This is a genomic window from Fusibacter sp. JL298sf-3, assembly GCF_053842995.1.
Genome location: NZ_CM132608.1, coordinates 2139531 through 2163755 on the forward strand (window position 1 = coordinate 2139531; position 24225 = coordinate 2163755).

Sequence of the window (24225 nt, forward strand, 5' to 3'; positions counted from 1 at the left end):
CAATTTTCATGTCGTTCTCACATTGCCCCTTAACGTAAAAGAGAACGCCAAAACAGGTGGCGTTCTCTTTTTATCAGTCGTTTAGCGCAAGGTACTTTTCTTGTTTAGACAAAACCGTTCTCGAATACGAGGTCGAATAGGTGTTGTATGCTGCGTAATAACGCGCTAAATTGCCCGGCCCTCGGTTGTACTCCGACAGTATGCGGTCGTAGTCATCCCCATAGCGGTCTCTCAACATATCGAGGTACTTGATACCCAGTGCGAGGTTGTACTCCGTTTCAAAAATGCGGTTTGGGTCATAAGTCAACCCCAACTCTTCGCCGAACTGCGTTGCCAGCCAGCGTTCACTCGGCGGTATAATCTGCATCAAGCCCCTGTCATCTGAGGTTCCGACGAGATTCTTTTGAAAATTACTTTCGAGGTCGATAATGGAAAGTACCAACGAGTATGGGAGCTCGTATTGATCGGCGTATTTGACAAGTATGAGCGCGTCTTCATAGTCGAGCGGCGTCTCTTCAGAGATACGTGCGACATTTTCGAGCTTGGACATGTCAAAGGCGTCGAGATCGATAAAACTCGCCAATCTTTTAAACTCTGCAACGAGCGGTTCTTGAATTTCAATAACGTCGTTGGCGGCCTCCAGTTGTATTATTAAGTGTTCGTTTACTCTTTCCAGTTGACGCATGTTCGACTTCAGCGCCCTGTTTTCTGCTTGCGCAGCTTTGATTTCTTCTGAGTTTTGAATCGCCAGATTGCCCAGTACAATCGATGTAACCACTAAAGCGATCATCAGAAGGATCTTTTGCGTTTTCATGAAATCACCTTTCTAAATTTTACTCTCAGTATTTTTGTAACAACATTTGTCACGCCTATAGCGTATCAAACCGAGTCGCCTTGACAACCAAGTCTTCGGAGTCAACTCTCGTTGCTTAAATAAAAAATACGAACATAGCAAACGCTATGTCCAGGATGACTTTTCAAATTATAGCACAAGTCTTTGCCGTGTCAATTAAGAAATCTTAACTTATGTTGTTAACCCATAAACATGGACATGAAATGGTTTTTTTTACCACCTCTGAATGTTTTGAAAAGACTCCGTTTGGCAAACAATTATAAAATTTAGAAAGTATTGAGTTGTAGAATAACAACAAACAGAATTACATATTTTGTCAACCAACACCTTAAATCATGGCTGCTTCTTGTAAAATGCCACTTCGTAGAGCACCATCAGCTCGTAAAGGTCCGATGTGGAAATGCGATCCAATACCCAGTCGACGTCTTCGGTTTCATAGTTGGGATTGACCTCAGATAAGAGGTCTTTTACACGTTCTCGCCAATGGGCATCCATGTGAACTGTCACCACCGCCGTCGCAATTTCATCGAGTTCAGACGCGTCAGAATTTTTCATAGCTTCTCGAATACCGGCGTTTAAAGCGTCGTGATGTTCGACGACATCAAACACCCGAACCTCTTCGCGCACCTGGCTCAAAACTTTTTCTTTGTCGCTCTCCTCTGTAGGGACCTTCTCTTCTTCAACTTCTTCCGGAGCCTCAGGCAGAAGCGCCTCCGACTCTACAGGGCGTTCTTTGGCACATGCTGTCATTAAAAAAAACACGCACAGCACCCATAAAATTTTTCTCATTTTAAACCGCCATTTCGATACGCTTGCATTTTTCGCAGACGATTGGTATCGATTTGTGTTTCTTTTTTAGGCTTTTCGTCGCTTTTAATCACATTGCCCGATTTTTTCTGAAGTGCGTTGATGAGCACCCCCATAGTATCCGATACTTGTGACGCTTTGGCAACTCTGTATTCCCGCTTAATGCGCTCGATGTCGTTACCCGCAAAGCCGAGTAGGATGTTGGCCTCTTTAAAACTGATTTTTTCATCGATAAACTCAATGAGTTCATCCACCAGTGACTGCTTCTTTTCCTTTTGACTGACAAAAACGCCCTGTACACCGCTTTCTTCCCCTGAGAGCAAGTATTCGGCGAGCAATCGTCTGCGCTCTTCCTCAGTATCTTGAGGGGGCTCAGGTGCCGGCGGTTTTTCGCTTGGCATTTCTTCAACTTCTGCAGTAAAGAGCCCCTCTCTAAAGGTATCCGTAAAGTCCTCTATGGTCTTCGTCACTTCACTCACCGGTGCGCCGGATTTAATAACCGAACTGTCGTAAGAGACAGGCGGGTCTTCTTTGTAATCTTTTGTAAAGTACCCTTTGATTCTCAGGGAATCAAAAGCCCGCTTAGCCGTTACAACCCCACACCCCATGGCCGTTGACAGTTCCTCCGACGTAATGTTGATCTCCTCTTCATCTCGGCTCATTAAAACCAACAGGCACATTTTTTCATAAATATCCAATTGCTGATTGTCGAAAATTTCTTGTTTAATGGGTTCCCAAAACGACACGGCGTCCTCCTATTCAGAAAAAATGATTTTTTCATTGTTAAATAACGTTCTAATCCACAGCGTCAATGCCATAATCGCTACAACTGCATTTAATCCCGCTACTATTAATTTCGGCATTGTCATCTGAAACATTAAAATTTCTTTTATTCCGATAAGTTGTCCATAGATGGGAAGTGCGTATTTCCAAATCGGCTCTACATCAAATGCGTAAAAATTCATAAAAGAAATGACCATGACGACCATATAGATAGGCGTGACATAACTTCCAGCCTCTTTTACAGATTTGGCTATACTGCTGAGCAACACGAGAATGCCGACATAGATGCCGACGAGCATTAACATCAGCAGGAAAAGCTGTAGAAAATGCACCCAGGTATAGCCGACATTCAATTGTCCCGACAGCCCCTTAAGACCTTCTGGGAACAGCAAGCCAACGATGCCAAGTGTTCCGAATATGCCAAGAAGTGAAGACAGCGCCGTTAGAATTGATATCAGCGACAAACTGAGCATTTTTCCAATAGCAATGGCCTCGCGGTGCACCGGTGTCACAAGCATTGTCGCCAAAGTTCCCCGTTCCTTTTCCCCGGCAACAGATTCAAGCACCACGCTCATGGCACCTGCAAACAGGAAGACGGAGAGCAACATCGGCAATATGCCGCTAATGGTCTTGCCACTGGCCTTTTTCTTGTTAACCACTTCCGACGCTTCACTTAAATCCTTAACATCAAAGACCTCTGTATAAGCGATGTCGCCAAACCGGGCTTCCAGCAACCGAGACTTGTATGCCGGTAGGATGGTTTCCACAAGGAGATCGTACGCCGCTATAGAGTATTCTTCCCCATAATTGTAATACAAGTTAACTGCGGGCAATGCTTTGTCGCGATACGCTTCAACCGCTTCTTCAAACCCGCCTTCAAAAGCCATAAAAACATCTAATGTGCCGGACTTAATCGCTTCGCGATACGTATCGACGGTTTCGTTGGCGACGTATTCAAACGACACCGTAGAGGTGTCAGACGCCTCCAGCAGCCTCTGAAACCCCATTGGTGGATTTGAAACGACCACGCTGGACACATGTCCTTGTACATCCCCAATAAAGTTAAAGGCGAAGTAGGCAATCAATGTATAAATCAACATTATGCTCACTGCGGGCACGACAAAGAGCGTGGCCAACAGGCGCTTGTCCGTAAACACTCTTTTAAGCTCTTTTCTGGCAATCAAACTGATGGCGTGTATCATTTGACCACCTGCTTTCTCTCTTCTAAATTTTGATAGAGATTAAAAAAAGCCTCTTCTAAATCAGCGCCGCCATATTGGTCGGCGATTTCCTCACAAGTGCCTAGAGCCTGAGCTTTCCCGTCTAAAATGATGGCCACTCGGTCGCACAGTTTTTCCGCCACCGACATAATATGTGTCGACACAATAACGGTTTTTCCCTGCGCCTTTAAGCGTCTCAAAAACTCGATAACGCGCCTTGCTGTAATAATATCCAAACCGTTTGTCGGCTCGTCAAAAATAACCACTTTAGGGTCGTGAATACAGCTGACGACAATAGAAAGCTTTTGCATCATCCCCGTGGACAACTCGCCAACCCGTTTGTGGCGAAAGGGTTCTATATCAAAGTAACGGAACAGTTCGGTTTTTCTCTTTTCAATTGTCGGCGAATCGAGGCCGTACAAACCGCCAAAGAAATCGGCTGTATACTCTACAGTAAAGTGCTTATCAAGTCTTAACTCATTCGTTAAAAAAGCTATGTTCTTACGGACAATCATTGGGTTTCGGGTCACATCTTCTCCCATGAACTCGACGGTTCCGTCTGTGGGTTTTAGCAAGGTGGCAATGCACCTGAGCGCAGTCGTTTTTCCGGCACCATTGGGGCCTAACAGACCAAATATTTCCCCTTCGTGAATGTCCAGAGACAAATCGTTAACAGCGATGACAACTTTTTCATTTGTTTTAAGCCTTTGAATTTGTTTTTTCGTCAATTTGTACGATTTTTTAAGACCTTTAATTCGAACCATTCTTACCCCCTTTGGACAACTTTCTTCTATATTATATAATAGGGATTTTTCTTAAACAAGCGGCACACGTCTTTTAATGCGTTTTGTGCACCAGTTGATGCGTCTTCTCAGTGAGAACGTCAAAAAAAGCGGTGGCCAAAATGGTCCACCGCTAAAAACTAAAGCGCTATCTTATGGTATACTTTTTTTCCTTTTCGAATCATCAACTCGCCGTCTTTAAACGCATCGAGCCCAATGACCATATTCGGATCCCCTACGACGACATCGTTGACTGCAACGCCGTTTTGCTTAATCAACCGTCGACCTTCCCCTTTAGACGGAATCAATTCCAGTTCAAGCATCAGGTCTAAGAGTGGCATCGGCGTCTCAAAACGAGAAGCTGGCATTTCCGTCATCGGTACATTATCGCTCTTACCGCCACCGGCAAAGAGGGCACGTGCAGCATCTAATGCCTTTTGAGCTTCTTCCTCACCGTGAACAATTTTTGTAAACTCAAAGGCCAGAATTTCTTTAGCCTTGTTAATTTCTGAGCCCTCCAACGCAGAAAGACGTGCAATTTCATCCATCGAAAGGAATGTCAATAATTTAAGACAATTCTCGACGTCGGCGTCTTCTACATTGCGAAGGTACTGGAACAACTCGTATGGCGATGTCTTGTCCGGATCAATCCAAACGGCACCGCTTTGCGTTTTACCCATTTTAACCCCTGTACTCGTCAACAAGAGCTTAAAGGTCAAACCGAACACCGACTTGCTCTCCATTCGTCTGACCAAATCGACACCGGCGATGATATTAGACCATTGGTCGTTGCCGCCGAGCTCAATTTGACAATTGAGACGGCGATTGAGTTCGAGAAAATCGTATGCCTGCATAATCATGTAGTTAAACTCTAAGAACGAGAGGCCTTTTTCCATGCGCTGTTTAAAGCACTCTGCCGTCAACATGCGGTTTACAGAGAACTTGCTGCCGATTTCTCTAATGAACGGGACGTACTCCAGTGCATCTAGCCAATCGGCGTTGTTGGCAAGGTGACCTTTAACACCGTCTAAAACAAGGTACTTTTCCATCTGACTCTGAAGCCCTGCGACATTCTTCGCCAGCTCTTCTTCTGTCAGCATTTGACGCATATCTGTTCTACCTGAGGGGTCGCCGATTTTAGCCGTGCCACCGCCAATGAGAGCGATTGGGACATGTCCCGCTCTTTGCATATGCATCATCACCATAATTTGTACAAAGTGACCGACGTGTAAACTGTCTGCCGTCGGGTCAAACCCGACGTAAAATGGCACACCTGGTTTACCAAGCAGCTCTCTTACTTCGTCTTCGTGTGTCACTTGCTCTATAAAACCTCTTTCAAGTAATATATCGTAAATATTTTTCATCAGAATACCCTCCTACTCCCTAAAAAAAGCATTGCGCTTTTCAAACAAATAAAAAAGGGTCAACCCATCCGTAAAGGACGAGTTCACCCGTGTTACCACCTTAATTCATATGCTGGCCAGCATACCTCTCATCTGTTTAACGCACAGCTTACGTGGCGGTTTCCCACCAGTGCTCATGAGTCGTATTTCAAAACTTAAACGCAGTGTGTTCGCAGCCACCACACACTTCTCTGATGCTGACATCTAAATTTTTACTGTTCTCATTCATCGCTCAATTCTTTAATTAAGTAACAATTTAGCACATTAAAATGTCCTTGTCAAGCTTTATTACATCAATAATTCAACATCAATTGCACGGTCTTTTGTGAGGTCTACAAACTGATCGCCCACTTGTACAATTGGGCGCGTCGGGTAGTTTTCGTCTACAAAGATGATTTTACCCTCTTGCCCCGTCGTCAGTTTCACCTTTTTACCTACGAAATACTCTGAAAGTCTCTTGACGAAAATGTAGCAGACTTCTCCATCAAAGAGTTTGCCACTGGACCACATGAGGTAGTCGGCGGCCAATAGCGGACAGATGCCTTTTTTATACGGCCGATCGGATATCATGGCGTCAAAGACATCGCATACCATAATAATTTTAGCGTAATCGTGTATTTGACCCTCTTTTAATCGCAAGGGATAGCCAGAGCCGTCCATGCGCTCGTGATGGTGAAGTGCAGCGTATTTCATATTCGCTGTCACCCCCGGGGTTTTTAGCAAAATACTGTATCCAAACTGAGGGTGTTTTTTAATGAGCTCGTACTCATCTTGCGTTACTTTCCCCTCTTTCTTAAGAACAAAATCCGGAATATTCATCTTGCCGATATCGTATAACAATGCCGCTTCGCCAAGCTCTAAAAGCTCGAGTTGAGAGTAGCCGAGCCACTTCCCGATCATCGTCGCCAAGATGGAAACTCTCAGGGAATGTTGAAAGGTGTAGTCGTCCGATGCCTTTAATTGGTTTAAGCGCATCAACACATCGTTGTTTCGTATCATATCCGGTAACAACTCTTCTACATTGCTGCGAATGTGATCTAAGTCGAGTTCGCCTGTATTTCGAATGCGCTGAAACATTCTACGACTGTCTTCAATAGCGCGTTCATGTTTGATGTCGATGGGAATGTTTCCCTCTCCAGTGAGAATATTAACTTCCATGTTGCGGTTAACCACGTTGCGAGGTGCCGGAGGGTACACTTGGTTTTCAATTTCACTGAGATCATCTGACAATTTATCCATATCAAATGACACGCCGTTTTGTTCAGCAGACTTTTTAATTTTTTCAATATCCAGTTCTACAGATGTAATGTCTTCGTCGGCACTGTCGAGGATGACCACTTCATCAATAGCCAGTCTGAGAATCAACTCGATATGGCGTTTCGTCAGAAGCGTTCCTTGACTCAAAAGCTCGATAATACCTGTGCTATCGACGATAGGTGTTCCTAATATCATGCCCTCTTCCAACTGAGCTACTTGAATTTTTTTCACAGCGTCACCTTCCTCCGTTATAAAAATGAACAGTCGTTAAAGTATATATACCAAATATTCTTCACAAATCACACAAAATCCATTAATCCAACGATTGGCGGAAAGGATTTTTTTCGGTTTTAAAGAACAAGGTGATTAATCCCGGGCCACAATGTGCACCTACAGCACATCCCAAAGAGCCGATTACAAATTTTTGAGTACCGTATAACGTCTCAAATTGCGATTTGATATACAGCGCCTCCTCTTCGTTAAGTGTATGCGCAATGCCGATGAGCTGGTCGTCGAGCGCCTTTCCATGTGCTTCAACATACTGCATCAGCGCGTGCAAACGCTTTTTTCGCCCCTTGGCTTTATCAAATGGAACCAAAAAGCCGTCTTCGACCTTCAAGATAGGCTTGATGTTAAGCAAATTCCCAATAACCGCCTTCGACCGGCTCACGCGCCCACCTCTAAACAAATATTCGAGGTCGTCCACTGAAAAGACGTGTTCCATATGCGTCATCGCCCACTGGACGTAATCGAGGACGCGTTCCAGCGGTTGGTCTTCTTGAACCATCTGCGCGGCTTCCACGGCGATGACACCGAGGCCGAGGGATACGCACTTCGTATCGACAATGGTCATTTCAAATGACGGATAGCTCTCTTTAACACTTTCATAGGCCAACACAGCCGTTTGATACGTCCCCGATAAATTCGAAGAAAAGGCGAGGTACACATAGTGGTGTTCCGAACGCGCATAGGTCTCAAACTTCTCTAGGAAATACTGCATTGGAATCTGAGCAGTTTTAGCGCGCTTCCCCTCAATCATAGCTTCGTAAAGCGCATCTGACGTAAGCGTTACGCCGTCTTGGTACTCGACACCGTCTAAATAGACTAAAATCGGCAATACTTCTATGTCATGGTTTTCCGCCCAATCCTTCGGTAAATCTGAAGCACTGTCCGTTACGATTTTAATGCCCATATGAACCTCCTAAATTTTAAAATGAAGCCACCATTATTTTAACGAATCGTTTAGCTTTGCCAGTCTGATATGGTCTTCCCACACCCCATTGATTTTTAAATAGCGCTTTGAGAGCCCCTCGGCTTCAAAGCCCAACTTCTCCAATACCCTTAATGACGCCTTGTTCCTCGGCATCACACTGGCTTCGAGTCTATGAAGTCCGAATGCATCAAATGCCACGGGAATCACCGCTTCAATCGCCTCGGTCATGTACCCGCAATTGACGTGGCGCCAATCGGTCTTATAACCGATAAAACAAGACTGTAGAACCCCTCTAACGACGTTCGTCAGCGCCACACTGCCTATGGGGGTCTCAAAAGCGCGGTCCGACTTTAAAAAGAACCAGTAGCGCACCATCTGTCCTTTTAAAAATGCGCGCTCTTCAACTTTCAGCACGTCACTCTGGTAGCTGTCTGAGTAAAACGCCGGCGACTTTAACGCCTCATACGGCTCCAAAAACGCTGCGTTTTCTTCATAGAAACGGCAAATGCGCGCACCGTCACAAGGCTTCAATACTTTTAAAATCAGACGGTGCGTTTCTATCGTTCTGCAGTTCATCACGAGTGCCTCAACCTATAGATGGCGTTTGCCAACTTGGCAAATGCGTCAATGTCAAGTGCTTCAGCTCTTGTAGACGGATCGATGTCCGCCGTTTCGAGAACGCTTTTAACTTCGTCCTTAGTCAATCCCAAGCGTCCGCTACTCAGTGCGTTTAACAGCGTCTTGCGGCGCTTTCCGAAACCGTCTTTTACAGTTAGGAAAAATGTGCGTTCATCTTCCAACCGCACCGGTGGGTTTTCTCTAACTTTAAGTCTAATCACTGTGGAATCGACATTGGGCATGGGCATAAAACACCCTTTGGAGACCCGCGTTACAATACTCGGCTCAGTGAAATACTGCACTGCCACTGACAAGGCGCCATACACTTTGTTTTTCGGTGGCGCCATAATTCTGTCGGCCACTTCTTTTTGAATCATAACCACCAAATCACTTACCGGAATCCGCTCTTCAAGAAATTTCATAATAATCGGTGTCGTTACGTAATAGGGCAAATTGGCCACCAGTTTGGGCTTGCAAGTGCCGAACTCCGTCTGGACGAGGGAGAGTAAATCGAGTTTGAGAACATCGCTGTGAACAATCTTCAAGTTGTCGTGATGTCCAACAGTCTCCTCCAACACCGGAATTAAAGCGCTGTCGATTTCTACAGAAACGACCTTATCGGCATTTTCGCAAAGGGCATCGGTCATTACACCGATCCCCGGTCCAATTTCTAGGACGCAGTCTTCGGCCCCAATCTCAGCCCCTTCCACAATGCGGTCTATCACGCTGTCTTCAATAATAAAATTTTGTCCCAAACTCTTGCTAAAGCGAAAGCCGTAGCGGGTCATAATATCTTTTATACGTCTAGGTGACGTCAATCGGTCCATCTATGCCTCTTTCTTTACCGTTGCCACGGCGTCATAAAACTCCGCTTCTGTGACGCCGTAGCGGTTGAGTCGATTTAAAAACTGCTTGGCATTACAACAGCCAATGCCTAATATTTCGCCGACCTTTGCCCGTCTATCCGCCGCATCTGAAACGAGGAGCAAGTCGGCGTCGAGCAAATGCTGTTTGCTGAAAATGTCCACCGGATTTTCACAAATGGTGCGCACGCGTTTTAACGCTTTTAGAATGCTCTCAGGCGTCGCATTTTCTATTCCGATGTCATCGTCTTTAGTGGCTTCTTCTTGACTTAGAAAGGCGTGTTTACACCCTTTGATGCGTTTGTCAATGCGCTTCCTGATTTGCTCACCGGCGTAATCGGGGTCAGTGAAAATAATAACGCCAACGGATTTTTGCGCCTTTTCAATGCGCTTAAACGTCGATTGACGTATCCCGTAGCCGTGCGTAATAATAATCGCACAGTCCACAGCCGCCTTTACAGCCGATTCGTCGTCTTTCCCCTCTACGACGATGACTTCTTGTATCCGCGCCTTCATGCGTCTATCCCGAAAAACGCCTTGGCGTTTTCAAATGTCGCCTGCGCAACGGCTTCCACTGTGACGCCTTTAATAGCGGCGATGCGCTCTACGGTATGCGCTACAAACATCGGTTCATTGCGCTTGCCGCGCTTTGGCACCGGCGCGAGGTAAGGGGCATCAGTCTCCACCATTAAGTGCTCCAGTCCGATGGCCTCTACGACTTCCACGGTCTTTCTGGCATTCTTGTATGTCACAGGCCCTGCAATTGAAAGCTTGGCCCCTAGTTTGACATATTGCTTTGCGAGTTCGGCACTCCCCGAGTAACAGTGCATAAGCACTCCGGTCTCAAACGCGTTTTCTGATTTTAATATGGCCAGTACATCTGCATTGGCTTCTCTGTCGTGAATGATAATCGGTAGCTTCAAGCGTTTTGCCAAGCGTACCTGCTCGATAAACCACTTCTTTTGGGTTGGCCTGTCGGAGAAATCGTAGTGATAATCGAGTCCGATTTCGCCTATGGCGACGACTTTAGGCCGCTGGGTCAGAGCCTCTATCTCCGAGAGCATCTCTTCGTCCATATGCTTTGCCTCATGGGGGTGTACCCCCACTGCTGCATAGATGAAATCATGTGCCTCTGCAAGTTCGGCAGCGGCTCTACTGGAAGCCAAATCTGCACCTGGATTTAAGACGTAGCCGATGCCATTGAGTTCGGCACGTCGAATGACCAAATCTCTATCGTGATCAAATTGTGAATTGTCTAAATGACTGTGTGAATCAAAAATCATAATGGGTTTATTCGAAAAATCGAATAAGACCTCCCTTCTATAATGTGTTCTCTACTTACTATTATGCCTTAATTTGCGGTAAAAAGAAATACCCTGTGTCTTTCCGCACAGGGTATATTTCTTAAAGAGCGCATCGCCATTTCAGATGCCGCGAAACGCTATTGAAGCACTTATGAGACAACGCTGCCGTCTTTAATCTCTACAGAAGCCAGTTTGAGGTCGTCGCCGTTTGTCGCAGCGAGAATCATGCCCTGCGACAACTCACCTCTGAGTTTAACGGGTTTGAGGTTTGCCACGAGGATGACCTCACGGCCTACGAGGGCCTGCGGGTCGTAATGTCCGGCGATTCCCGAAACCACTTGTCTCTTTTCAGGACCGACTTTTAACTGGAGAATTAGGAGTCGATCGGCTTTTGGATGCTTCTTAGCCTCTAAAATCTTGGCAACTCTCAAATCTATCTTGGAAAAATCGTCAATGGTAATCTCCTCTTTGAGTTCAAGAGGGGGTTCTACCTCTTCCGGTTGTGTGTACTTGGCTTTAATCGCTTCAATTTCTTCGAGTTTGGCCGCTTCGTCCATTCGGACAAAGACGGCTTCCGCAGCGCCTACTGAACTTCCGACCGCCGTCACACCGAAAGTGGCCAAGCTCTCGAGTGACGTGACTTCGGCGCGAATTTGCGTCAGTATTTTTTCCGCAGTATCCGGAACGAACGATTTTAAAAGAACTGCCGCGAAACGAATGCTTTCGAGGAGGTTGTAAAGTACAGTCCCCAAGCGCTCTTTATCGGCAGGGTCTTTCGCCAATACCCAAGGGGTCGTTTCATCGATGTACTTGTTGCTTCTTCTCAGCAGTGCCCAAATATCCTCTAAAGCCTCTGCCACATGGTACGCGTCCATATGGGCTTCGACATTTTTTGCCGTGGAAACCGCCAGCGTCTTTAAGGACGCATCTAATGCGTCTTCAACTGTCGGCGCCGGTACGACACCGTCGAAATACTTTTGGATCATCGACACCGTACGTGTAACGAGGTTGCCCAAGATGTTGGCAAAATCCGTGTTAATTCTCGAAACCATCATTTCGTACGTAATGGTACCGTCGTTGGCAAACGGCATTTCTCTAAGCACGTAATAACGCACCGCATCCACCCCGAAAAGACTCACGAGATCGTCTGTGTAAATCACATTGCCCTTCGACTTGCTCATCTTATCTTTCCCGGTCAACAGCCACGGGTGGCCAAAAACCTGCTTCGGCAGTTCAACCCCGAGACCCATAAGGATAATCGGCCAATAGATGGTATGGAAACGCACAATATCCTTTCCGATAACGTGTAGATCTGCCGGCCACAACTTGTTAAACTGTTCAGAAGAGCCGTCCGGATCAAAGCCTATTGCTGAGATGTAATTGCTGAGCGCGTCGATCCAAACGTAGACCACGTGGCCCGGGTCGAACTCAACAGGCACGCCCCAACTGAAGCTCGTTCTTGAAACACACAAATCTTGAAGGCCCGGCTTAATAAAGTTGTTCAGCATTTCGTTTTTTCGGGATTCCGGCCAAATAAACTCCGGGTTGTTTTCAATATGTTCTTCAAGCTGCTTTTGATACTTGCTCAACTTTAAGAAATACGCTTCTTCGCTGGCCTGAGCAACGGCGCCGCCGCAATCCGGACACTTGCCGTCTACCAGTTGTGATTCCGTCCAAAAGGACTCACATGGGGTGCAGTACCAGCCTTCGTACTTGCCCTTGTAGATGTCGCCGTTGTCGTAAAGCTTCTTGAAAATCTTTTGAACGACTTTCTTATGTTGGTCATCTGTCGTCCTGATAAACTGGTCGTAGCTCACATTGACGAGGTCCCAAATGCGCTTGATTTCACCGGCGATTTCGTCGACATGTGCCTGCGGCGTCCTACCGTCTGTTGCCGCCTGTTCCTGAATCTTTTGACCGTGTTCATCTGTCCCCGTTAAAAAGTACGTATCGTACCCCTGCTCGCGCTTAAAACGCACCAGCGCATCGGATAAAATCGCCTCGTAAACATTGCCGATATGCGGTATTTTTGACGTATAGGCAATGGCCGTTGTTAAATAGTATTTCCCTTTAGACATGTTCAGACCTCCTGACCGTTTGTAAACGGCTCTTACTCATCGGACTTTTTTTCAACAAAAAAGCGACTTCTATCCCCGTCAAGGGACGAAATCGCCGTGTTACCACCCTTATTCCGAAAGGTCTCGCCACCTTTCGCTCTTGTCGACATCTGTCGAACGTACTGTAACGGGTACAAACCGACCTGTGCTCAAGCCGCTGCATTCACACAGGCTGTTCAAGGGCCATCTTCACCTGCGCCTCGTCATCGATTCACACCAGCCACCGACTCTCTTGCACAATTTACAGGGTACTCTTCCTATCACTACATTTAAAATTTGATTGGCATTATTCTACCACAGCCGTTGGCTTTTGACAAGCGTCTGTTCGCATATCACGCCGCCTTCGCCGACGACTTCTCAAATGAAAAAAGGCCGTGTCTGCACACGCCCTCATTTCTTACTTGCCATCACCTAGCCCAGCACCACAGCCGTACCAGAAGCGGTCACCATGAGCATATTGCCCTGTCCGAGCACTTCGTAATCGATGTCAACACCTACGACGGCATCGGCACCCATGGCACGCGCACGCTTTTCCATCTCTCTAAGAGCTGACTCACGCGCTTCAATTAACTCACCTTCATAAGAACCGGAGCGTCCGCCAAAGATGTTGGACAAACCTGCGGCAAAGTCCTTAATAAAATTGACGCCGCTAATGACCTCGCCAAAGACGATGCCTTTGTATTCGACGATTTGACGCCCGTCGACAGCAGGGGTTGTGGTTACTAGCATAATAGCCTCCTCGTTTATCTTTGATACCTTTATCATACAATTTAAAAGTTAAAATAGCATTAAACAGATATAAAAAATTCATAGTTTTCGTCTGTCACTGTTCTCAGCGCCTCGACGACGTCTCCGTGGACACCGTAAGTCGATATCGCATCTATTGAGAGTCCTTGGGCGTAGAGCATCGCCGCTTTAAGCACGTGGACAGGTTCCGCGGCATCTGGTGACAGCGGCTTCTGCACCTTTTCAATCAGCTGATGCGTTTCCAAGCCGTATACCGCGATGAAATCTTCGAGGAGGTTCAACGACTGCTGTGTTGAGACATTACACTTTAGAACAGCTTCGCTGTACCGTGCAGCCTGCATCAACGTATAAGCTTCTTCTCCGTGGAGCGACAGGGCTAAAATGAGCTTTTGAACGGTGGCCTTGACAACAGCTGTTCCCGTACCCACGCTTTTGAGTACTTGCATCACCCTAAGGGCTTGAATCATATCCCGCGCCGTCGCTTCATACGAGTCGCCATCGATGACATAGGTCGTCAACTCCGCGTCGGAACAGGCGTAGTACCCCTCAATTTTAGCGCGCATCGGCGGCAACGTCATGCCCGCCGTGTACAGCACACCGGTTTCCAACGCGTAAACACTTCCCGACTTCAACGTACACTTCTTAATACTGCCGCCGTTAGAAGGGTACTTCCTCATAAAAAATAACGTCCCACTTTTCCAAAATTGCGCTTCTTCCTGAATCCGAACTTTTTGCCTGTGTGCCACAGGCATCGGCAATTTGATATCTTTTGAAAGCAACATTACCGGCCTCCTGTCCCCTTAATAACCGTCGCTGTTCAGCACCCCTTCCAATCGGATGCTTAAATCGTCAATTTTTTTATAATTGTCTCTGAGATGACACATGCACCGATGGTGCTCTTCAAACTTAAAAATAGCAGCTTCCGCATCATCAGCGAGTTTTAAACCGCCCTCTGCCAAAGCCGTCAAGTTCGCCGTCAACGCCTCTTCGTGTCCCGACAACGCTTCCTTAGCGAGTTTCAGTTCCCCCCGCAGTCCCCTAATGTCGTGAACCAAACGGTGGTCATCGGTTTTAATCCCCTCTGTCTTTTCAAAAATTTGCTCAAAGGCATCGTTCATCTTACCTATAATCAACTCTATCTGCATGAGATGTGTAATGCTGTCGTCGACGCACCCCACATGCGCCTTTAACTCATTTGACACCACACGAATACCGTCTTCAAGCGCTTTTGACCGCGTGTGTGTATCGTCGGTCATCACCGCCATAGCCTCACTGGCAAGCAATACTTCTTGAGAATTCCCCGAGAGCTTCTCCATCTGCATCGACAACCTTTCTTTCATGGCGTACGCCCGTCGCCAAACCATCGAAGTCGACAGGGCTGCAAACAAACTGCCCGTAACCGCGAGGACACCGATTCTTTGCCAGCCTGTCAAGCCGCTTTTCGGACTCGTAACAAATGCCGTCCATACGATGACGAGAAAAACCCCTGTCAAATACCTGCCGAACACTTTCAACTTCCGACTTGTTTCCATTGGCCCCCTCCTTTTTAAACACTAAAAAAGTCCGCAACAAAAGAATATCTTTTGCCACGGACTCATCAAACGTTTGAATGCACAAATTTTGTGAGCTATCCATAACTTTATTTCCCAAATACAGTTCATACAAATACGGTTCATATGCTTTAATTACAGCGTATCGTTAAATATCTGAATCATTGAGCATACTGAGATTTTAACAACATCATTGTCAAATGTCAAGTTTTTATTTTAACAATCTTTACAGCGGTTGCAGATGCATATATAATAAAGTATACACTTTTTGTAATTGAAAGGAATTTTTTATGACGTATCCCAACGTGCTTTCTCAAATTAAAGTCTTGTATGCCGAAGACGATAAACTGACGCGCACCACCACAGCACAGTTGCTTAAAAAGCACGTCGGCAAACTCATTGTTGCCGAAAACGGCCACGACGCGTTGATTAAATACCACTTGTTTAAACCCGATGTGGTCATAACCGATCTCGTTATGCCAGAAGTCGGCGGTATCGAATTCGTCGAAACCCTTAGAGCTGAACACGAAAAATGCCGTGTGCTCATCACTTCCAGCTTGTGCGACGTCGAGACGCTTTTGCACTCCGTGGAACTGAAAATCGACAAATACCTCGTAAAACCCGTGGAAGAAACCACCTTAATCCACAGCTTGCTTCAAGTGACTGTCGACCTCTTTGAAACCAACAAAGACACCTTTGTCGTCCACCAGCAGTTTGCACTGACCCACGAAAACAAAGTGCACCTCGAGACGGAAATAAGAAACATCTGCGCCAAGTACCTCAAGCAGAAATTCGGAAAAGGCGCCAAAACCATCAATGTCTTTCTAGAACCCAAGGGGATTGAAATCATCTTCAACGAGGTGCTCACAACGATGGAGGAAAGCGTCTTATCTTTGGGCCCTCACCACAAGGCCATCGAAATTTTAAGACGACTGGTCTACGACAGCACCCTCCAACAAGTGGAGCATTCTATTTCAGAATTAATCGGTCGGCGCGTCCTCACAGAACGCATTGAAATCAACCCCAACCGCAACTTTGATCGCCTAATTATCAAGATATATCCGGGTTCAAAACCGAACCTCGGCACTCGGTCATAAGATTATACTTGCGCAACCTTATGAAGGTGTGATATGCTCATGTATGAAAGTGATTGGTCTTTTACTTAGAAAAAGTAAGAGTTAAAAGGGAATGAGGTTAAAGGCCTCAGCAGCCCCCGCTACTGTATGGGAGTACGAAATCTTTTAAAGCCACTGTGAAAACGGGAAGGTGAGAGATTAGGACGATCCCCGAGCCAGGAGACCTGCCAAGCACCTAAAGCACTTCAAAACTTCGGTGGGAGGTTTGGCGATAACGATTGTGTCAATTCAAAGCCCAGCGGATGTTGGGCTTTTTTTAATGGATCGAAACACCACCAACATTTTAAAAGAGGAGAACACTTATGAAAGAAGCATTGCTTATCGTCGCACACGGCAGCAAAGTTGCAGAAACCGACGAGATTATGAAAGACTACTCAAAGGCACTTTCTGCAAAGAGACCGGAACTCCAGTTTTCATATTGCTACCTACAACTCATGAATCCGGACATTCACACAGCCGTCAAAGACCTTTACAACAGCGGTGTGCGCAAATTAAAAGTCTTTCCTTTCTTTATCTTTAACGGCAACCACATTAGAGAAGATATACCAGAAGTATTAGAAGAAATCCAATCGCAGTACCCAGATCTCGAAATGACTTTCCTTGCCAACATCGGTTTTGACGACAAGATGGTAGACTTGATGCTCGAAAGGATCGAAAACTAATGGACTACATTAAGAAGCCCATGGGCATCGAAAACAAGAGTTTTGAGATAATCGATGATATCATTGCCGAAATGGGCCGTGCTTATCCCAGAGAAGATGCTGTCACACGCCATATTTACAGACGCGTGATTCACACGAGCGCGGATTTCGATTACCTCGACAATTTGAAAATCGAAGAGACCTTTCTAAAGGCCTTTGAATCGGCTCTCAATAAGCCCCTGATGGTATTTACAGATACCAACATGGCGCTGTCGGGCATTAACAAAAAAGCGTTTGAGAAGACAGGCTGGTCGCTAGACTGCCTCGTCAACAACCCCAACACTTTTGCAATCGCCAAAGAAAAGGGGATTACACGGTCCATGGTCGCCATAGATGAGGCCTTAAAGGACCCGACGCCTAAGCTCTTTGTCATCGGCAATGCCCCAACGGCAATCTTTAGGCTCCTAGAATCCCATCCGACCAATGTCATCGGCGTCATTGGCGTTCCCGTGGGCTTTGTCGGGGCAGCAGAATCTAAAGACGCCCTGTTGGCTTCTGAACTCCCGTGTATTACGGCTCTCGGTCGTAAAGGGGGCAGCAATGTGGCTGCTTCCATACTGAACGCACTCATGTATCAATTTTTAGGAAGAGATTAATATGCTATCCTCTACTGGAACCCCCCTTAGAAATGGCTATACAACCGGTAGCTGCGCAGCTGCAGCCGCTAAAATAGCAATGGCGCTATTGACGCATCACCCCTTGGAACCAGGAGACGACATCACCATTTGTCTCCCCAGTGGTGATGCGCTCACCATTCCCGTTTTCAGTGCAGAAAATCGGGAATCGGGCTCTGCCCTGGGCGCCGTCATCAAAGATGCAGGCGACGATCAAGACGTAACGCACGGGCTCACCATTCAGGCACGCGTTACTTTGACCGATCGCCCTTTTTGCGTTGAAATCATAGGTGGTGAAGGCGTGGGCACTGTCACCAAAGAAGGGCTTCAAGTGCCCGTTGGCGCACCTGCCATCAACCCCGTGCCTCTTAAAATGATTGAGGCCAACGTCAAGGAGCTCTTGCCTAAAGACAAGGGCTGTATCGTTGAAGTCATCATTCCGGAGGGCGCCGCCGTCGCCGAAAAAACCTTTAATCCAAGACTCGGCATCGTCGGCGGAATATCGGTCATTGGAACCACCGGTATTGTGCGTCCCATGAGTGAAGAAGCCTTTAAACAAACCATCTTTACAGAGCTCAATCAGAAATACGCCCTAGGCGTTAAGCACCTCGTGCTCGTCCCCGGCATGCACGGCGAAAAATACGCCAACCAGCATCTGGGGATCGACTCGAGCCGAATTGTCCACTGTAGCAACTTTGTCGGTTACGCTTTAAAGGCCAGTGAAGGCCTCGCCTTCGACAGCGTACTCCTACTCGGACACATCGGCAAACTCATCAAATTGGCAGGCGGTATCTTTCAAACACACAGCAAAGTCGCCGACGCCAAAAAAGAAATCTTAATCGCTTATTTGGCGCTTGAAAGGGCCCCATACGACGTCCTTCAAAAAATAGCGTCGTGCAACACCACAGATGAAATGTCAAACACCCTCGTCGAAACCCCCTATGCCTATGCTTTCCAAGCGCTCTGCGAGCGCGCTAGGGAAAAATGTCAGGCACATGCCCCCACTCTTGCCGCAATTGACGTCATCTTTTACGACATGGCCCTCCGAAAACTCGGAGACACGAGAAAGGAGCCTTCATGAAACTGACCATAGCGGGCATCGGCCCCGGCGACCCGCAATATCTGACGACGCGTTGCCGAGAACATTTGAAAACCGCCGGATGTGTCATCGGTGCAACCCGCCAAATCAAAAGCATGCAACACTTATTCGCGCCGGCGTCTGATATTTCAAGTTACACAGGCTCAATTAAAGAGTTGCTGACTTTAATTGAAAACGCCCGCTTACACCACGAGCACCTCACTGTGCTCGCATCAGGCGACCCCAATTTTTACGGCATTACATCCTACTTAAAAAAACATGTACAAAACGCTGACATCGAGGTGCTCTCCGGCATCAGCAGCTTACAGTACTTTTTTAATAAAATCGGCATCCCTATGCACGATTGTTACCTCACCAGTGCACACGGCCGCCACTTTGACAAAGAGCATCTGACGGCGCATAGCCGCATCGGCATCCTCACTGACAAAGTGTGGACGCCGCAAGCCATTGCCAAAGCCATAATTGAAAGTGGTCGAGACCCCCTTATGGCCATTGGTGAGAACCTGTCTTACGACGACGAATGCATCACTGTCGTCAGAGCATCTAAAATTCCCGATAAATCCTATACGATGAATGTGGTGGTGATAGATTATGAAAGATAATGCCTTTATACGGGGTGACAACCCCATGACAAAGATGGAAATACGAGGTGCCATTGTCGATTACCTCGAACTCGACGCCGGCAAAAACGTTCTCGAAATCGGTGCAGGCACCGGTTCTTGCAGTATCCAAATGGCGAAAACTTTTCCGCATATCCACCTGACGTGCATTGAGCAAACCGAAACCGGCGTCGAGCTCATCAAAAAAAATGCAGCGGCACACGGTGTATCGGGAATGACCATTCACCACGGCAAAGCACCTATTCAACTGGAGAGCGGCTTAAAATTCGACCGCGTCTACATGGGCGGTACCGGTAAGGCTTTTAAAGACATTATGACATGGCTTACAAACAGCCACCTTACAGACGGTGCTCTCCTCGTCTTTTCAACCATCACTTTAGAGAGCCTCAGCGAAATCAGCGGCATGCTCTTTGACGATGAACGATTCAGCGCTATTGAAGGCTCTCAAATTGCCGCAAGCAGGCTGGAGACCCTCGGACGCTACCATTACTTTAAACCGCTCAACCCTTGTACGATTTTAAAATGCGTATATAATGAACCTAGGAAGGGGTAACCCATGACCAAATTTTACGGTATCGGCGTCGGCCCGGGCGATCCCGAGCTGTTGACCATCAAAGCCGTCAACACCCTTGAAAAGCTGGATATTTTATTGATTCCAAGCGGAAAAAAAGACGGCAAAAGCGAAAGTTATGAAATTGCCAAACGCTACTTGAAAAGCACTGTCCACATAGAAAAGCGTCACTTTCCTATGACGCTGGACCTCGACGCCATGCACGCGGGTATCGCCCCGATAGCAGAAGAGGTCAAGGCTTGGGTACTCGCCGGCAAAAACGTCGGTTTTTTAACACTTGGCGACCCCATGCTCTACAGCACGTTCATCTACTTGCTCATGCATCTTAAAGAAAGTGTGCCTGTAGAAACGCTGGCGGGCATCACCTCTTTCGGCGCCATCGCTTCAGGCATGAACACCCCACTTGTAGACGGCGACGCTTCACTGGTGATCTGCCCGTGTACACAACCCATGGCCACCATTGAAAAAACACTGCTCGAAAACGACGCCGTGGTGCTGATGAAGCTTTACAAAAATGCGGAAGAAGTCGTCACTTTCCTGGAAAAACACGACTTGAGCCGCTATTGCATCGCCGTCAGCAATTTTGGAAAACCCAACGAAATCGTACACAAAGATCTGCGCGCCATGTGCGACGATCAGCTCTCTTACTTTACAACATTACTCATGAACAAAAGGTGGTATAAAAATGATTAAATTTGTCGGTGCCGGTCCTGGAGACCCGGAACTCATAACCTTAAAGGGACATCGCGCACTCCAAGAGGCCGATGTCGTCATCTACGCGGGCTCCCTGGTGAACCCCGAACTGCTGAAAGCCTGCAAGCCAACGTGCGAAATTCACAACAGCGCGTACCTCAACCTCGATGAAATCATCGATTTATGTGTTAAAGGCACTTCAGAAGGCAAAAAAGTCGTGCGTTTGCACACCGGCGATTTTTCCATCTATGGGTCTCTACGCGAGCAAATTGAACGCTTAAAGCAGGAGAATATCGGCTACCAACTCATTCCGGGCGTTTCGAGCTTCCTCGGCGCTGCATCGGCACTTGAAATCGAATACACGGTTCCCGAAATTACGCAAAGTGTTATCGTCACTCGGATGGAAGGCCGAACCCCTGTACCGGAAGCCGAATCCATTCGTTCCTTTGCCTCACACGGTGCCTCAATGGCCATCTTCCTTTCAACCGGACTTATGGACAAAGTCATGGAAGAGTTGCTCGCAGGCGGTATGACCAAAGATACCCCTGTTGCAGTGGTTTACAAAGCCACTTGGCCGGAACAAAAAATCGTCACCGGCTGTATCGATGACATCTGTGAGAAAGTCAAAGCCGAGGGGATCGAAAAGACGGCGCTGATTATCGTCGGCAAATGCCTCGGAAAGTCGTTTAACGACTCACTGCTCTATCACAAGGATTTTCAACATGAGTTCAGAAAATAAAACGCGCACTTACCACCTCTTTGCTTTTTCAGAACGAGGTAAACAGCTTAAAAAAGTGCTTTCCAATGCTCTAAATCTCCCTGAAATGGATGAGAACGCTTTAGAGCGGCCCCTTAAAAGGCAAATTGAAGCTATTTTTAAAGCCCATGGCAACAGCACGCCGCAAGTCGTCGTCTTTATCGGCGCCGTCGGCATAGCCGTCAGAAGCATAAAAGACGCCATCGACTCCAAGTTCAGCGACCCACCTGTTATCGTCGTCGACGATATGGGGCACCACGCCATCGCACTTTTAAGCGGTCACTTCGGCAATGCCAACGCACTGACCATCGACCTCTGCGAGCGTTTAAATGCCGCCGGTTACAAAACGCATCCCGTCATTACCACTGCAACAGACCTCAGAGGTCACGAGGGCTTTGAAAGGGTTATGAAAGAATACGCCATACCGCCGGCACCCTATAAAACGGCGCTGAAGAAAATCAACATGGCCATTGCCGACGACGCCCCCATACACCTGTATGTCTCAGAGCATCTGAAACAGCAGGTCAAACCCATGACTTACCCGAAGCTCACGGTACACGCATCTCTAGACGCGCTGCGCCAAGAGCCCGGCCTAAAAGTCGTCATCGACTACAGGGCGCATGACAGCGAAGATCCGGCTTTTTACAGCCTCATTAGCAAATCCCTTACACTGGGCACCGGTCTAAAAAAAGACCTCCCCTACGCCCAATACCGCGAAGCGTTTCTCGAGTTTTGTGCCGAGCGCCAACTGGCGCCGGACGCCTTTAGCGAAGCGGCTTCTATAGACCTCAAGGCCGATGAACCCGCGCTTGCCAAACTCGCTGAACACTATGAGATGAAGACGACTTTTTACAGCGCCGACGCCCTCATGCCTTATGAGGATCAGTACGAAGGCTCTGAGTTTGTCAAGACAATCACCGGCGTCCGCGCCGTTGCAGGACCGAGCGCTTATGCGACCACTTCTGACGCATGGGCACTTCACGTCACTAAGAAAAATGGCTGTACATTTGCAGTAGGAAGGAACACATTATGATTTATGTAATCGGAATCGGTCCGGGTTCTCTGGACGATATGACAAAACGTGCAATAAAAGCAATTGAAGAATCGACACACATCGTCGGCTACAAAACCTATATTCGTCTTATAGAGCCCCTTATTGAAGGCAAAACCATCGTTCAAAACGGCATGCGCGGCGAAGTAGAACGCTGCAAAGAAGCCATCGCCCTTTCAAGAGCAGGCCATACCGTGGCGGTTATCAGCAGTGGCGACGCCGGCGTGTACGGCATGGCGGGACTTATTTACGAACTGGCAAACGACGATGACGACATCCGTATCGTCCCTGGAGTAACAGCCTCTACAGCCAGTGCAGCCATTTTAGGTGCGCCGCTTATGCACGATTTTTGCCATATCAGTTTGAGCGACTTGCTCACCCCTTACGACGTGATTATGAACCGCGTGGATATGGCGGCAAAAGGCGATTTCGTCATTTGCTTTTACAACCCCAAGAGCCACGGCAGACCTCATCACATCGAAGAAGCCATCAAGCGCATTAGAGCTGCTTCAGGTGATCAATTGATGGTTGGCGTCGTGAAAGATGCCGGTAGAGCCGATGAGCAAAAGTTTGTTTTCCCAATCCACAACATCGACTACGGCGTCATCGACATGACCTCGATGGTCATCGTCGGAAACCGAGCGACATATGCGGAAAACGGCTGTCTCATCACCCCGAGAGGCTATAAGCTATGATGCTGATTTTGGGCGGAACACACGAATGTGTCGAGGTTGCCGATGTTTTGAAAAAACATCAGCAGCCTTTTGTCCTCTCAGTGGCGACAGCTTATGGCGCCGCACACTACAAGGCATACGCCGACCACATACAGGTCGGCCCTATGGATTTGGAGGCGCTCAAAGCGTTTATAGCACAGCGGGGTATTCAGGCGGTCATCGACGTGACACACCCACACGCCCACGTGGTGAAAAACAACGCCAAGTCCGCCTGTGATGCCGTCGGCATCCCGTATTACGGCTTTGTGCGCGAGTTGACACTACCGGAAGATTTAGACGGTTTTGTGGTCGTTCCCGACATGGCCGCGGCTATTGACGCTGTCAAAATGCGCCACCGCCAAGGCGACCGGATTTTTATTACGGGAATGAAGCACATCGCCCAGTGGTGCAATGTCTTTGACAAAGAGCACCTGTACTTTAGAGTCATGCCGTCGTACGAGTCGATTAAAGCTTGCGAAGGACACGGCGTTTTATCGGAGAACATCGTTGCAATTAAACGTGCCCCTCAACTGCTGAACAACGCGCTTCTCGAAGCTTACAACATGCGCTTTTTCGTCTTTAAAAACAGTGGTGCGGGGAGTGCGTTTAATTCCAACTATCTCGCCGTAAAGGCCCATCCGGAGACCGTTGGCATCATTGTGTCGCCAACGGTTGACACCACACTTTTAACACCGTTTAAAAGTCGTGAGGCACTTAGAACTTTAATAGAACAAAAGATTTTGGAGGCATAAC

At 47.4% G+C, this 24225-nt stretch carries 26 protein-coding genes, 1 pseudogene, 1 riboswitch and 2 other annotated features; of the genes and pseudogenes, 11 read left to right on the forward strand and 16 right to left on the reverse strand.

Annotated features, from left to right (window positions below):
• Positions 1–73 precede the first annotated feature (73 nt).
• The 16 genes and pseudogenes from ACR6HW_RS10190 to ACR6HW_RS10265 all read right to left on the reverse strand — a co-directional run bounded on the left by ACR6HW_RS10190 (position 74) and on the right by ACR6HW_RS10265 (position 15499).
• Positions 74–814: a transglycosylase SLT domain-containing protein gene (locus ACR6HW_RS10190; protein ID WP_455727629.1), complete on the reverse strand. Its 741-nt coding sequence runs from the start codon at positions 812–814 to the stop codon at positions 74–76.
• Between the two features lie 372 nt (positions 815–1186).
• Positions 1187–1642 (reverse strand): hypothetical protein, encoded by a 456-nt coding sequence (locus tag ACR6HW_RS10195; RefSeq protein ID WP_455727630.1) that lies wholly within the window; start codon positions 1640–1642, stop codon positions 1187–1189.
• Complete coding sequence (locus ACR6HW_RS10200; protein WP_455727631.1) at positions 1639–2406, reverse strand: hypothetical protein; 768 nt, start codon at positions 2404–2406, stop codon at positions 1639–1641. The genes ACR6HW_RS10195 and ACR6HW_RS10200 overlap by 4 nt, the downstream gene beginning before the upstream one ends.
• 9 nt (positions 2407–2415) lie before the next feature.
• Positions 2416–3645 (reverse strand): ABC transporter permease subunit, encoded by a 1230-nt coding sequence (locus tag ACR6HW_RS10205; RefSeq protein ID WP_455727632.1) that lies wholly within the window; start codon positions 3643–3645, stop codon positions 2416–2418.
• Positions 3642–4427 carry an ABC transporter ATP-binding protein gene (locus tag ACR6HW_RS10210; RefSeq protein WP_455727633.1) on the reverse strand — a complete coding sequence of 262 codons (786 nt, stop codon included), beginning with the start codon at positions 4425–4427 and terminating at the stop codon, positions 3642–3644. The genes ACR6HW_RS10205 and ACR6HW_RS10210 overlap by 4 nt, the downstream gene beginning before the upstream one ends.
• Positions 4428–4585: 158 nt before the next feature.
• Positions 4586–5809 (reverse strand): tyrosine--tRNA ligase, encoded by a 1224-nt coding sequence (gene tyrS, locus ACR6HW_RS10215; protein WP_455727634.1) that lies wholly within the window; start codon positions 5807–5809, stop codon positions 4586–4588.
• Between the two features lie 70 nt (positions 5810–5879).
• Positions 5880–6086: a binding site (T-box leader), on the reverse strand.
• A 50-nt stretch (positions 6087–6136) separates the two neighbouring features.
• Positions 6137–7336 carry an HD-GYP domain-containing protein gene (locus tag ACR6HW_RS10220; RefSeq protein ID WP_455727635.1) on the reverse strand — a complete coding sequence of 400 codons (1200 nt, stop codon included), beginning with the start codon at positions 7334–7336 and terminating at the stop codon, positions 6137–6139.
• A gap of 82 nt (positions 7337–7418) precedes the next feature.
• Entirely contained in the window at positions 7419–8297 is an 879-nt protein-coding gene (locus tag ACR6HW_RS10225; protein WP_455727636.1) for a DegV family protein, read from the reverse strand.
• A gap of 33 nt (positions 8298–8330) precedes the next feature.
• On the reverse strand, positions 8331–8894 hold the full coding sequence (locus ACR6HW_RS10230; RefSeq protein ID WP_455727637.1) for a GNAT family N-acetyltransferase: 564 nt from the start codon (positions 8892–8894) through the stop codon (positions 8331–8333).
• Complete coding sequence (rsmA, locus tag ACR6HW_RS10235; RefSeq protein ID WP_455727638.1) at positions 8894–9763, reverse strand: 16S rRNA (adenine(1518)-N(6)/adenine(1519)-N(6))-dimethyltransferase RsmA; 870 nt, start codon at positions 9761–9763, stop codon at positions 8894–8896. Before rsmA ends, ACR6HW_RS10230 begins: the two co-directional genes overlap by 1 nt.
• A complete protein-coding gene (rnmV, locus tag ACR6HW_RS10240) occupies positions 9764–10315 on the reverse strand; it encodes a ribonuclease M5 (protein ID WP_455727639.1) in 552 nt (183 codons plus the stop codon).
• Positions 10312–11082 (reverse strand): TatD family hydrolase, encoded by a 771-nt coding sequence (locus ACR6HW_RS10245; protein WP_455727640.1) that lies wholly within the window; start codon positions 11080–11082, stop codon positions 10312–10314. The genes rnmV and ACR6HW_RS10245 overlap by 4 nt, the downstream gene beginning before the upstream one ends.
• A gap of 170 nt (positions 11083–11252) precedes the next feature.
• Positions 11253–13193 (reverse strand): annotated as a pseudogene (gene metG, locus ACR6HW_RS10250) (methionine--tRNA ligase); the annotation flags it as partial.
• 66 nt (positions 13194–13259) lie between these two features.
• Positions 13260–13493: a binding site (T-box leader), on the reverse strand.
• A gap of 138 nt (positions 13494–13631) precedes the next feature.
• The gene (locus tag ACR6HW_RS10255; RefSeq protein WP_455727641.1) at positions 13632–13949 is read right to left on the reverse strand and encodes a putative heavy metal-binding protein; all 318 of its coding nucleotides are present in this window, start codon (positions 13947–13949) and stop codon (positions 13632–13634) included.
• Between the two features lie 59 nt (positions 13950–14008).
• Positions 14009–14749 carry a hypothetical protein gene (locus tag ACR6HW_RS10260; protein ID WP_455727642.1) on the reverse strand — a complete coding sequence of 247 codons (741 nt, stop codon included), beginning with the start codon at positions 14747–14749 and terminating at the stop codon, positions 14009–14011.
• Positions 14750–14767: 18 nt separating this feature from the next.
• A complete protein-coding gene (locus tag ACR6HW_RS10265; protein ID WP_455727643.1) occupies positions 14768–15499 on the reverse strand; it encodes a hypothetical protein in 732 nt (243 codons plus the stop codon).
• 308 nt (positions 15500–15807) lie between these two features.
• On the opposite strand from ACR6HW_RS10265, the gene ACR6HW_RS10270 reads away from it, so the two are divergent.
• The 11 genes from ACR6HW_RS10270 to ACR6HW_RS10320 all read left to right on the forward strand — a co-directional run bounded on the left by ACR6HW_RS10270 (position 15808) and on the right by ACR6HW_RS10320 (position 24224).
• Positions 15808–16614 carry a response regulator transcription factor gene (locus tag ACR6HW_RS10270; RefSeq protein WP_455727644.1) on the forward strand — a complete coding sequence of 269 codons (807 nt, stop codon included), beginning with the start codon at positions 15808–15810 and terminating at the stop codon, positions 16612–16614.
• Between the two features lie 37 nt (positions 16615–16651).
• Positions 16652–16839: riboswitch (cobalamin riboswitch) on the forward strand.
• Positions 16840–16955: 116 nt separating this feature from the next.
• Complete coding sequence (locus ACR6HW_RS10275) at positions 16956–17315, forward strand: sirohydrochlorin chelatase (protein ID WP_455727645.1); 360 nt, start codon at positions 16956–16958, stop codon at positions 17313–17315.
• On the forward strand, positions 17315–17950 hold the full coding sequence (locus ACR6HW_RS10280) for a precorrin-8X methylmutase (RefSeq protein ID WP_455727646.1): 636 nt from the start codon (positions 17315–17317) through the stop codon (positions 17948–17950). The genes ACR6HW_RS10275 and ACR6HW_RS10280 overlap by 1 nt, the downstream gene beginning before the upstream one ends.
• Before the next feature lies 1 nt (position 17951).
• Positions 17952–19049, forward strand: coding sequence for a cobalt-precorrin-5B (C(1))-methyltransferase CbiD (cbiD, locus tag ACR6HW_RS10285; RefSeq protein WP_455727647.1), 1098 nt, complete (start codon positions 17952–17954; stop codon positions 19047–19049).
• The gene (cbiE, locus tag ACR6HW_RS10290) at positions 19046–19669 is read left to right on the forward strand and encodes a precorrin-6y C5,15-methyltransferase (decarboxylating) subunit CbiE (protein WP_455727648.1); all 624 of its coding nucleotides are present in this window, start codon (positions 19046–19048) and stop codon (positions 19667–19669) included. The genes cbiD and cbiE overlap by 4 nt, the downstream gene beginning before the upstream one ends.
• Positions 19659–20240 carry a precorrin-6Y C5,15-methyltransferase (decarboxylating) subunit CbiT gene (gene cbiT / locus ACR6HW_RS10295; RefSeq protein WP_455727649.1) on the forward strand — a complete coding sequence of 194 codons (582 nt, stop codon included), beginning with the start codon at positions 19659–19661 and terminating at the stop codon, positions 20238–20240. Before cbiE ends, cbiT begins: the two co-directional genes overlap by 11 nt.
• A gap of 3 nt (positions 20241–20243) precedes the next feature.
• On the forward strand, positions 20244–20951 hold the full coding sequence (cobI, locus tag ACR6HW_RS10300; RefSeq protein ID WP_455727650.1) for a precorrin-2 C(20)-methyltransferase: 708 nt from the start codon (positions 20244–20246) through the stop codon (positions 20949–20951).
• Positions 20944–21690, forward strand: a complete 747-nt coding sequence (cobM, locus tag ACR6HW_RS10305) for a precorrin-4 C(11)-methyltransferase (RefSeq protein ID WP_455727651.1) — start codon at positions 20944–20946, stop codon at positions 21688–21690. Before cobI ends, cobM begins: the two co-directional genes overlap by 8 nt.
• Positions 21674–22741: a cobalt-precorrin 5A hydrolase gene (locus ACR6HW_RS10310; RefSeq protein ID WP_455727652.1), complete on the forward strand. Its 1068-nt coding sequence runs from the start codon at positions 21674–21676 to the stop codon at positions 22739–22741. The genes cobM and ACR6HW_RS10310 overlap by 17 nt, the downstream gene beginning before the upstream one ends.
• Entirely contained in the window at positions 22738–23454 is a 717-nt protein-coding gene (gene cobJ, locus ACR6HW_RS10315) for a precorrin-3B C(17)-methyltransferase (protein ID WP_455727653.1), read from the forward strand. Before ACR6HW_RS10310 ends, cobJ begins: the two co-directional genes overlap by 4 nt.
• Positions 23451–24224: a precorrin-6A/cobalt-precorrin-6A reductase gene (locus ACR6HW_RS10320; RefSeq protein ID WP_455727654.1), complete on the forward strand. Its 774-nt coding sequence runs from the start codon at positions 23451–23453 to the stop codon at positions 24222–24224. The genes cobJ and ACR6HW_RS10320 overlap by 4 nt, the downstream gene beginning before the upstream one ends.
• Position 24225 lies beyond the last annotated feature (1 nt).

What these genes read in the sequence shown, in the direction of transcription:
- rsmA (WP_455727638.1), bottom strand. Translation starts at nt 9,763, where the DNA reads ATGGACCGATTGACGTCACCTAGACGTATAAAAGATATTATGACCCGC.
- ACR6HW_RS10320 (WP_455727654.1), top strand. Translation starts at nt 23,451, where the DNA reads ATGATGCTGATTTTGGGCGGAACACACGAATGTGTCGAGGTTGCCGAT.
- ACR6HW_RS10245 (WP_455727640.1), bottom strand. Translation starts at nt 11,082, where the DNA reads ATGATTTTTGATTCACACAGTCATTTAGACAATTCACAATTTGATCAC.
- ACR6HW_RS10255 (WP_455727641.1), bottom strand. Translation starts at nt 13,949, where the DNA reads ATGCTAGTAACCACAACCCCTGCTGTCGACGGGCGTCAAATCGTCGAA.
- ACR6HW_RS10230 (WP_455727637.1), bottom strand. Translation starts at nt 8,894, where the DNA reads ATGAACTGCAGAACGATAGAAACGCACCGTCTGATTTTAAAAGTATTG.
- ACR6HW_RS10280 (WP_455727646.1), top strand. Translation starts at nt 17,315, where the DNA reads ATGGACTACATTAAGAAGCCCATGGGCATCGAAAACAAGAGTTTTGAG.
- cbiT (WP_455727649.1), top strand. Translation starts at nt 19,659, where the DNA reads ATGAAAGATAATGCCTTTATACGGGGTGACAACCCCATGACAAAGATG.
- cbiD (WP_455727647.1), top strand. Translation starts at nt 17,952, where the DNA reads ATGCTATCCTCTACTGGAACCCCCCTTAGAAATGGCTATACAACCGGT.
- cobJ (WP_455727653.1), top strand. Translation starts at nt 22,738, where the DNA reads ATGATTTATGTAATCGGAATCGGTCCGGGTTCTCTGGACGATATGACA.
- ACR6HW_RS10270 (WP_455727644.1), top strand. Translation starts at nt 15,808, where the DNA reads ATGACGTATCCCAACGTGCTTTCTCAAATTAAAGTCTTGTATGCCGAA.
- ACR6HW_RS10195 (WP_455727630.1), bottom strand. Translation starts at nt 1,642, where the DNA reads ATGAGAAAAATTTTATGGGTGCTGTGCGTGTTTTTTTTAATGACAGCA.
- ACR6HW_RS10260 (WP_455727642.1), bottom strand. Translation starts at nt 14,749, where the DNA reads ATGTTGCTTTCAAAAGATATCAAATTGCCGATGCCTGTGGCACACAGG.
- cobI (WP_455727650.1), top strand. Translation starts at nt 20,244, where the DNA reads ATGACCAAATTTTACGGTATCGGCGTCGGCCCGGGCGATCCCGAGCTG.
- ACR6HW_RS10275 (WP_455727645.1), top strand. Translation starts at nt 16,956, where the DNA reads ATGAAAGAAGCATTGCTTATCGTCGCACACGGCAGCAAAGTTGCAGAA.
- ACR6HW_RS10225 (WP_455727636.1), bottom strand. Translation starts at nt 8,297, where the DNA reads ATGGGCATTAAAATCGTAACGGACAGTGCTTCAGATTTACCGAAGGAT.
- ACR6HW_RS10205 (WP_455727632.1), bottom strand. Translation starts at nt 3,645, where the DNA reads ATGATACACGCCATCAGTTTGATTGCCAGAAAAGAGCTTAAAAGAGTG.
- tyrS (WP_455727634.1), bottom strand. Translation starts at nt 5,809, where the DNA reads ATGAAAAATATTTACGATATATTACTTGAAAGAGGTTTTATAGAGCAA.
- rnmV (WP_455727639.1), bottom strand. Translation starts at nt 10,315, where the DNA reads ATGAAGGCGCGGATACAAGAAGTCATCGTCGTAGAGGGGAAAGACGAC.
- cbiE (WP_455727648.1), top strand. Translation starts at nt 19,046, where the DNA reads ATGAAACTGACCATAGCGGGCATCGGCCCCGGCGACCCGCAATATCTG.
- cobM (WP_455727651.1), top strand. Translation starts at nt 20,944, where the DNA reads ATGATTAAATTTGTCGGTGCCGGTCCTGGAGACCCGGAACTCATAACC.
- ACR6HW_RS10265 (WP_455727643.1), bottom strand. Translation starts at nt 15,499, where the DNA reads ATGGAAACAAGTCGGAAGTTGAAAGTGTTCGGCAGGTATTTGACAGGG.
- ACR6HW_RS10210 (WP_455727633.1), bottom strand. Translation starts at nt 4,427, where the DNA reads ATGGTTCGAATTAAAGGTCTTAAAAAATCGTACAAATTGACGAAAAAA.
- ACR6HW_RS10190 (WP_455727629.1), bottom strand. Translation starts at nt 814, where the DNA reads ATGAAAACGCAAAAGATCCTTCTGATGATCGCTTTAGTGGTTACATCG.
- ACR6HW_RS10310 (WP_455727652.1), top strand. Translation starts at nt 21,674, where the DNA reads ATGAGTTCAGAAAATAAAACGCGCACTTACCACCTCTTTGCTTTTTCA.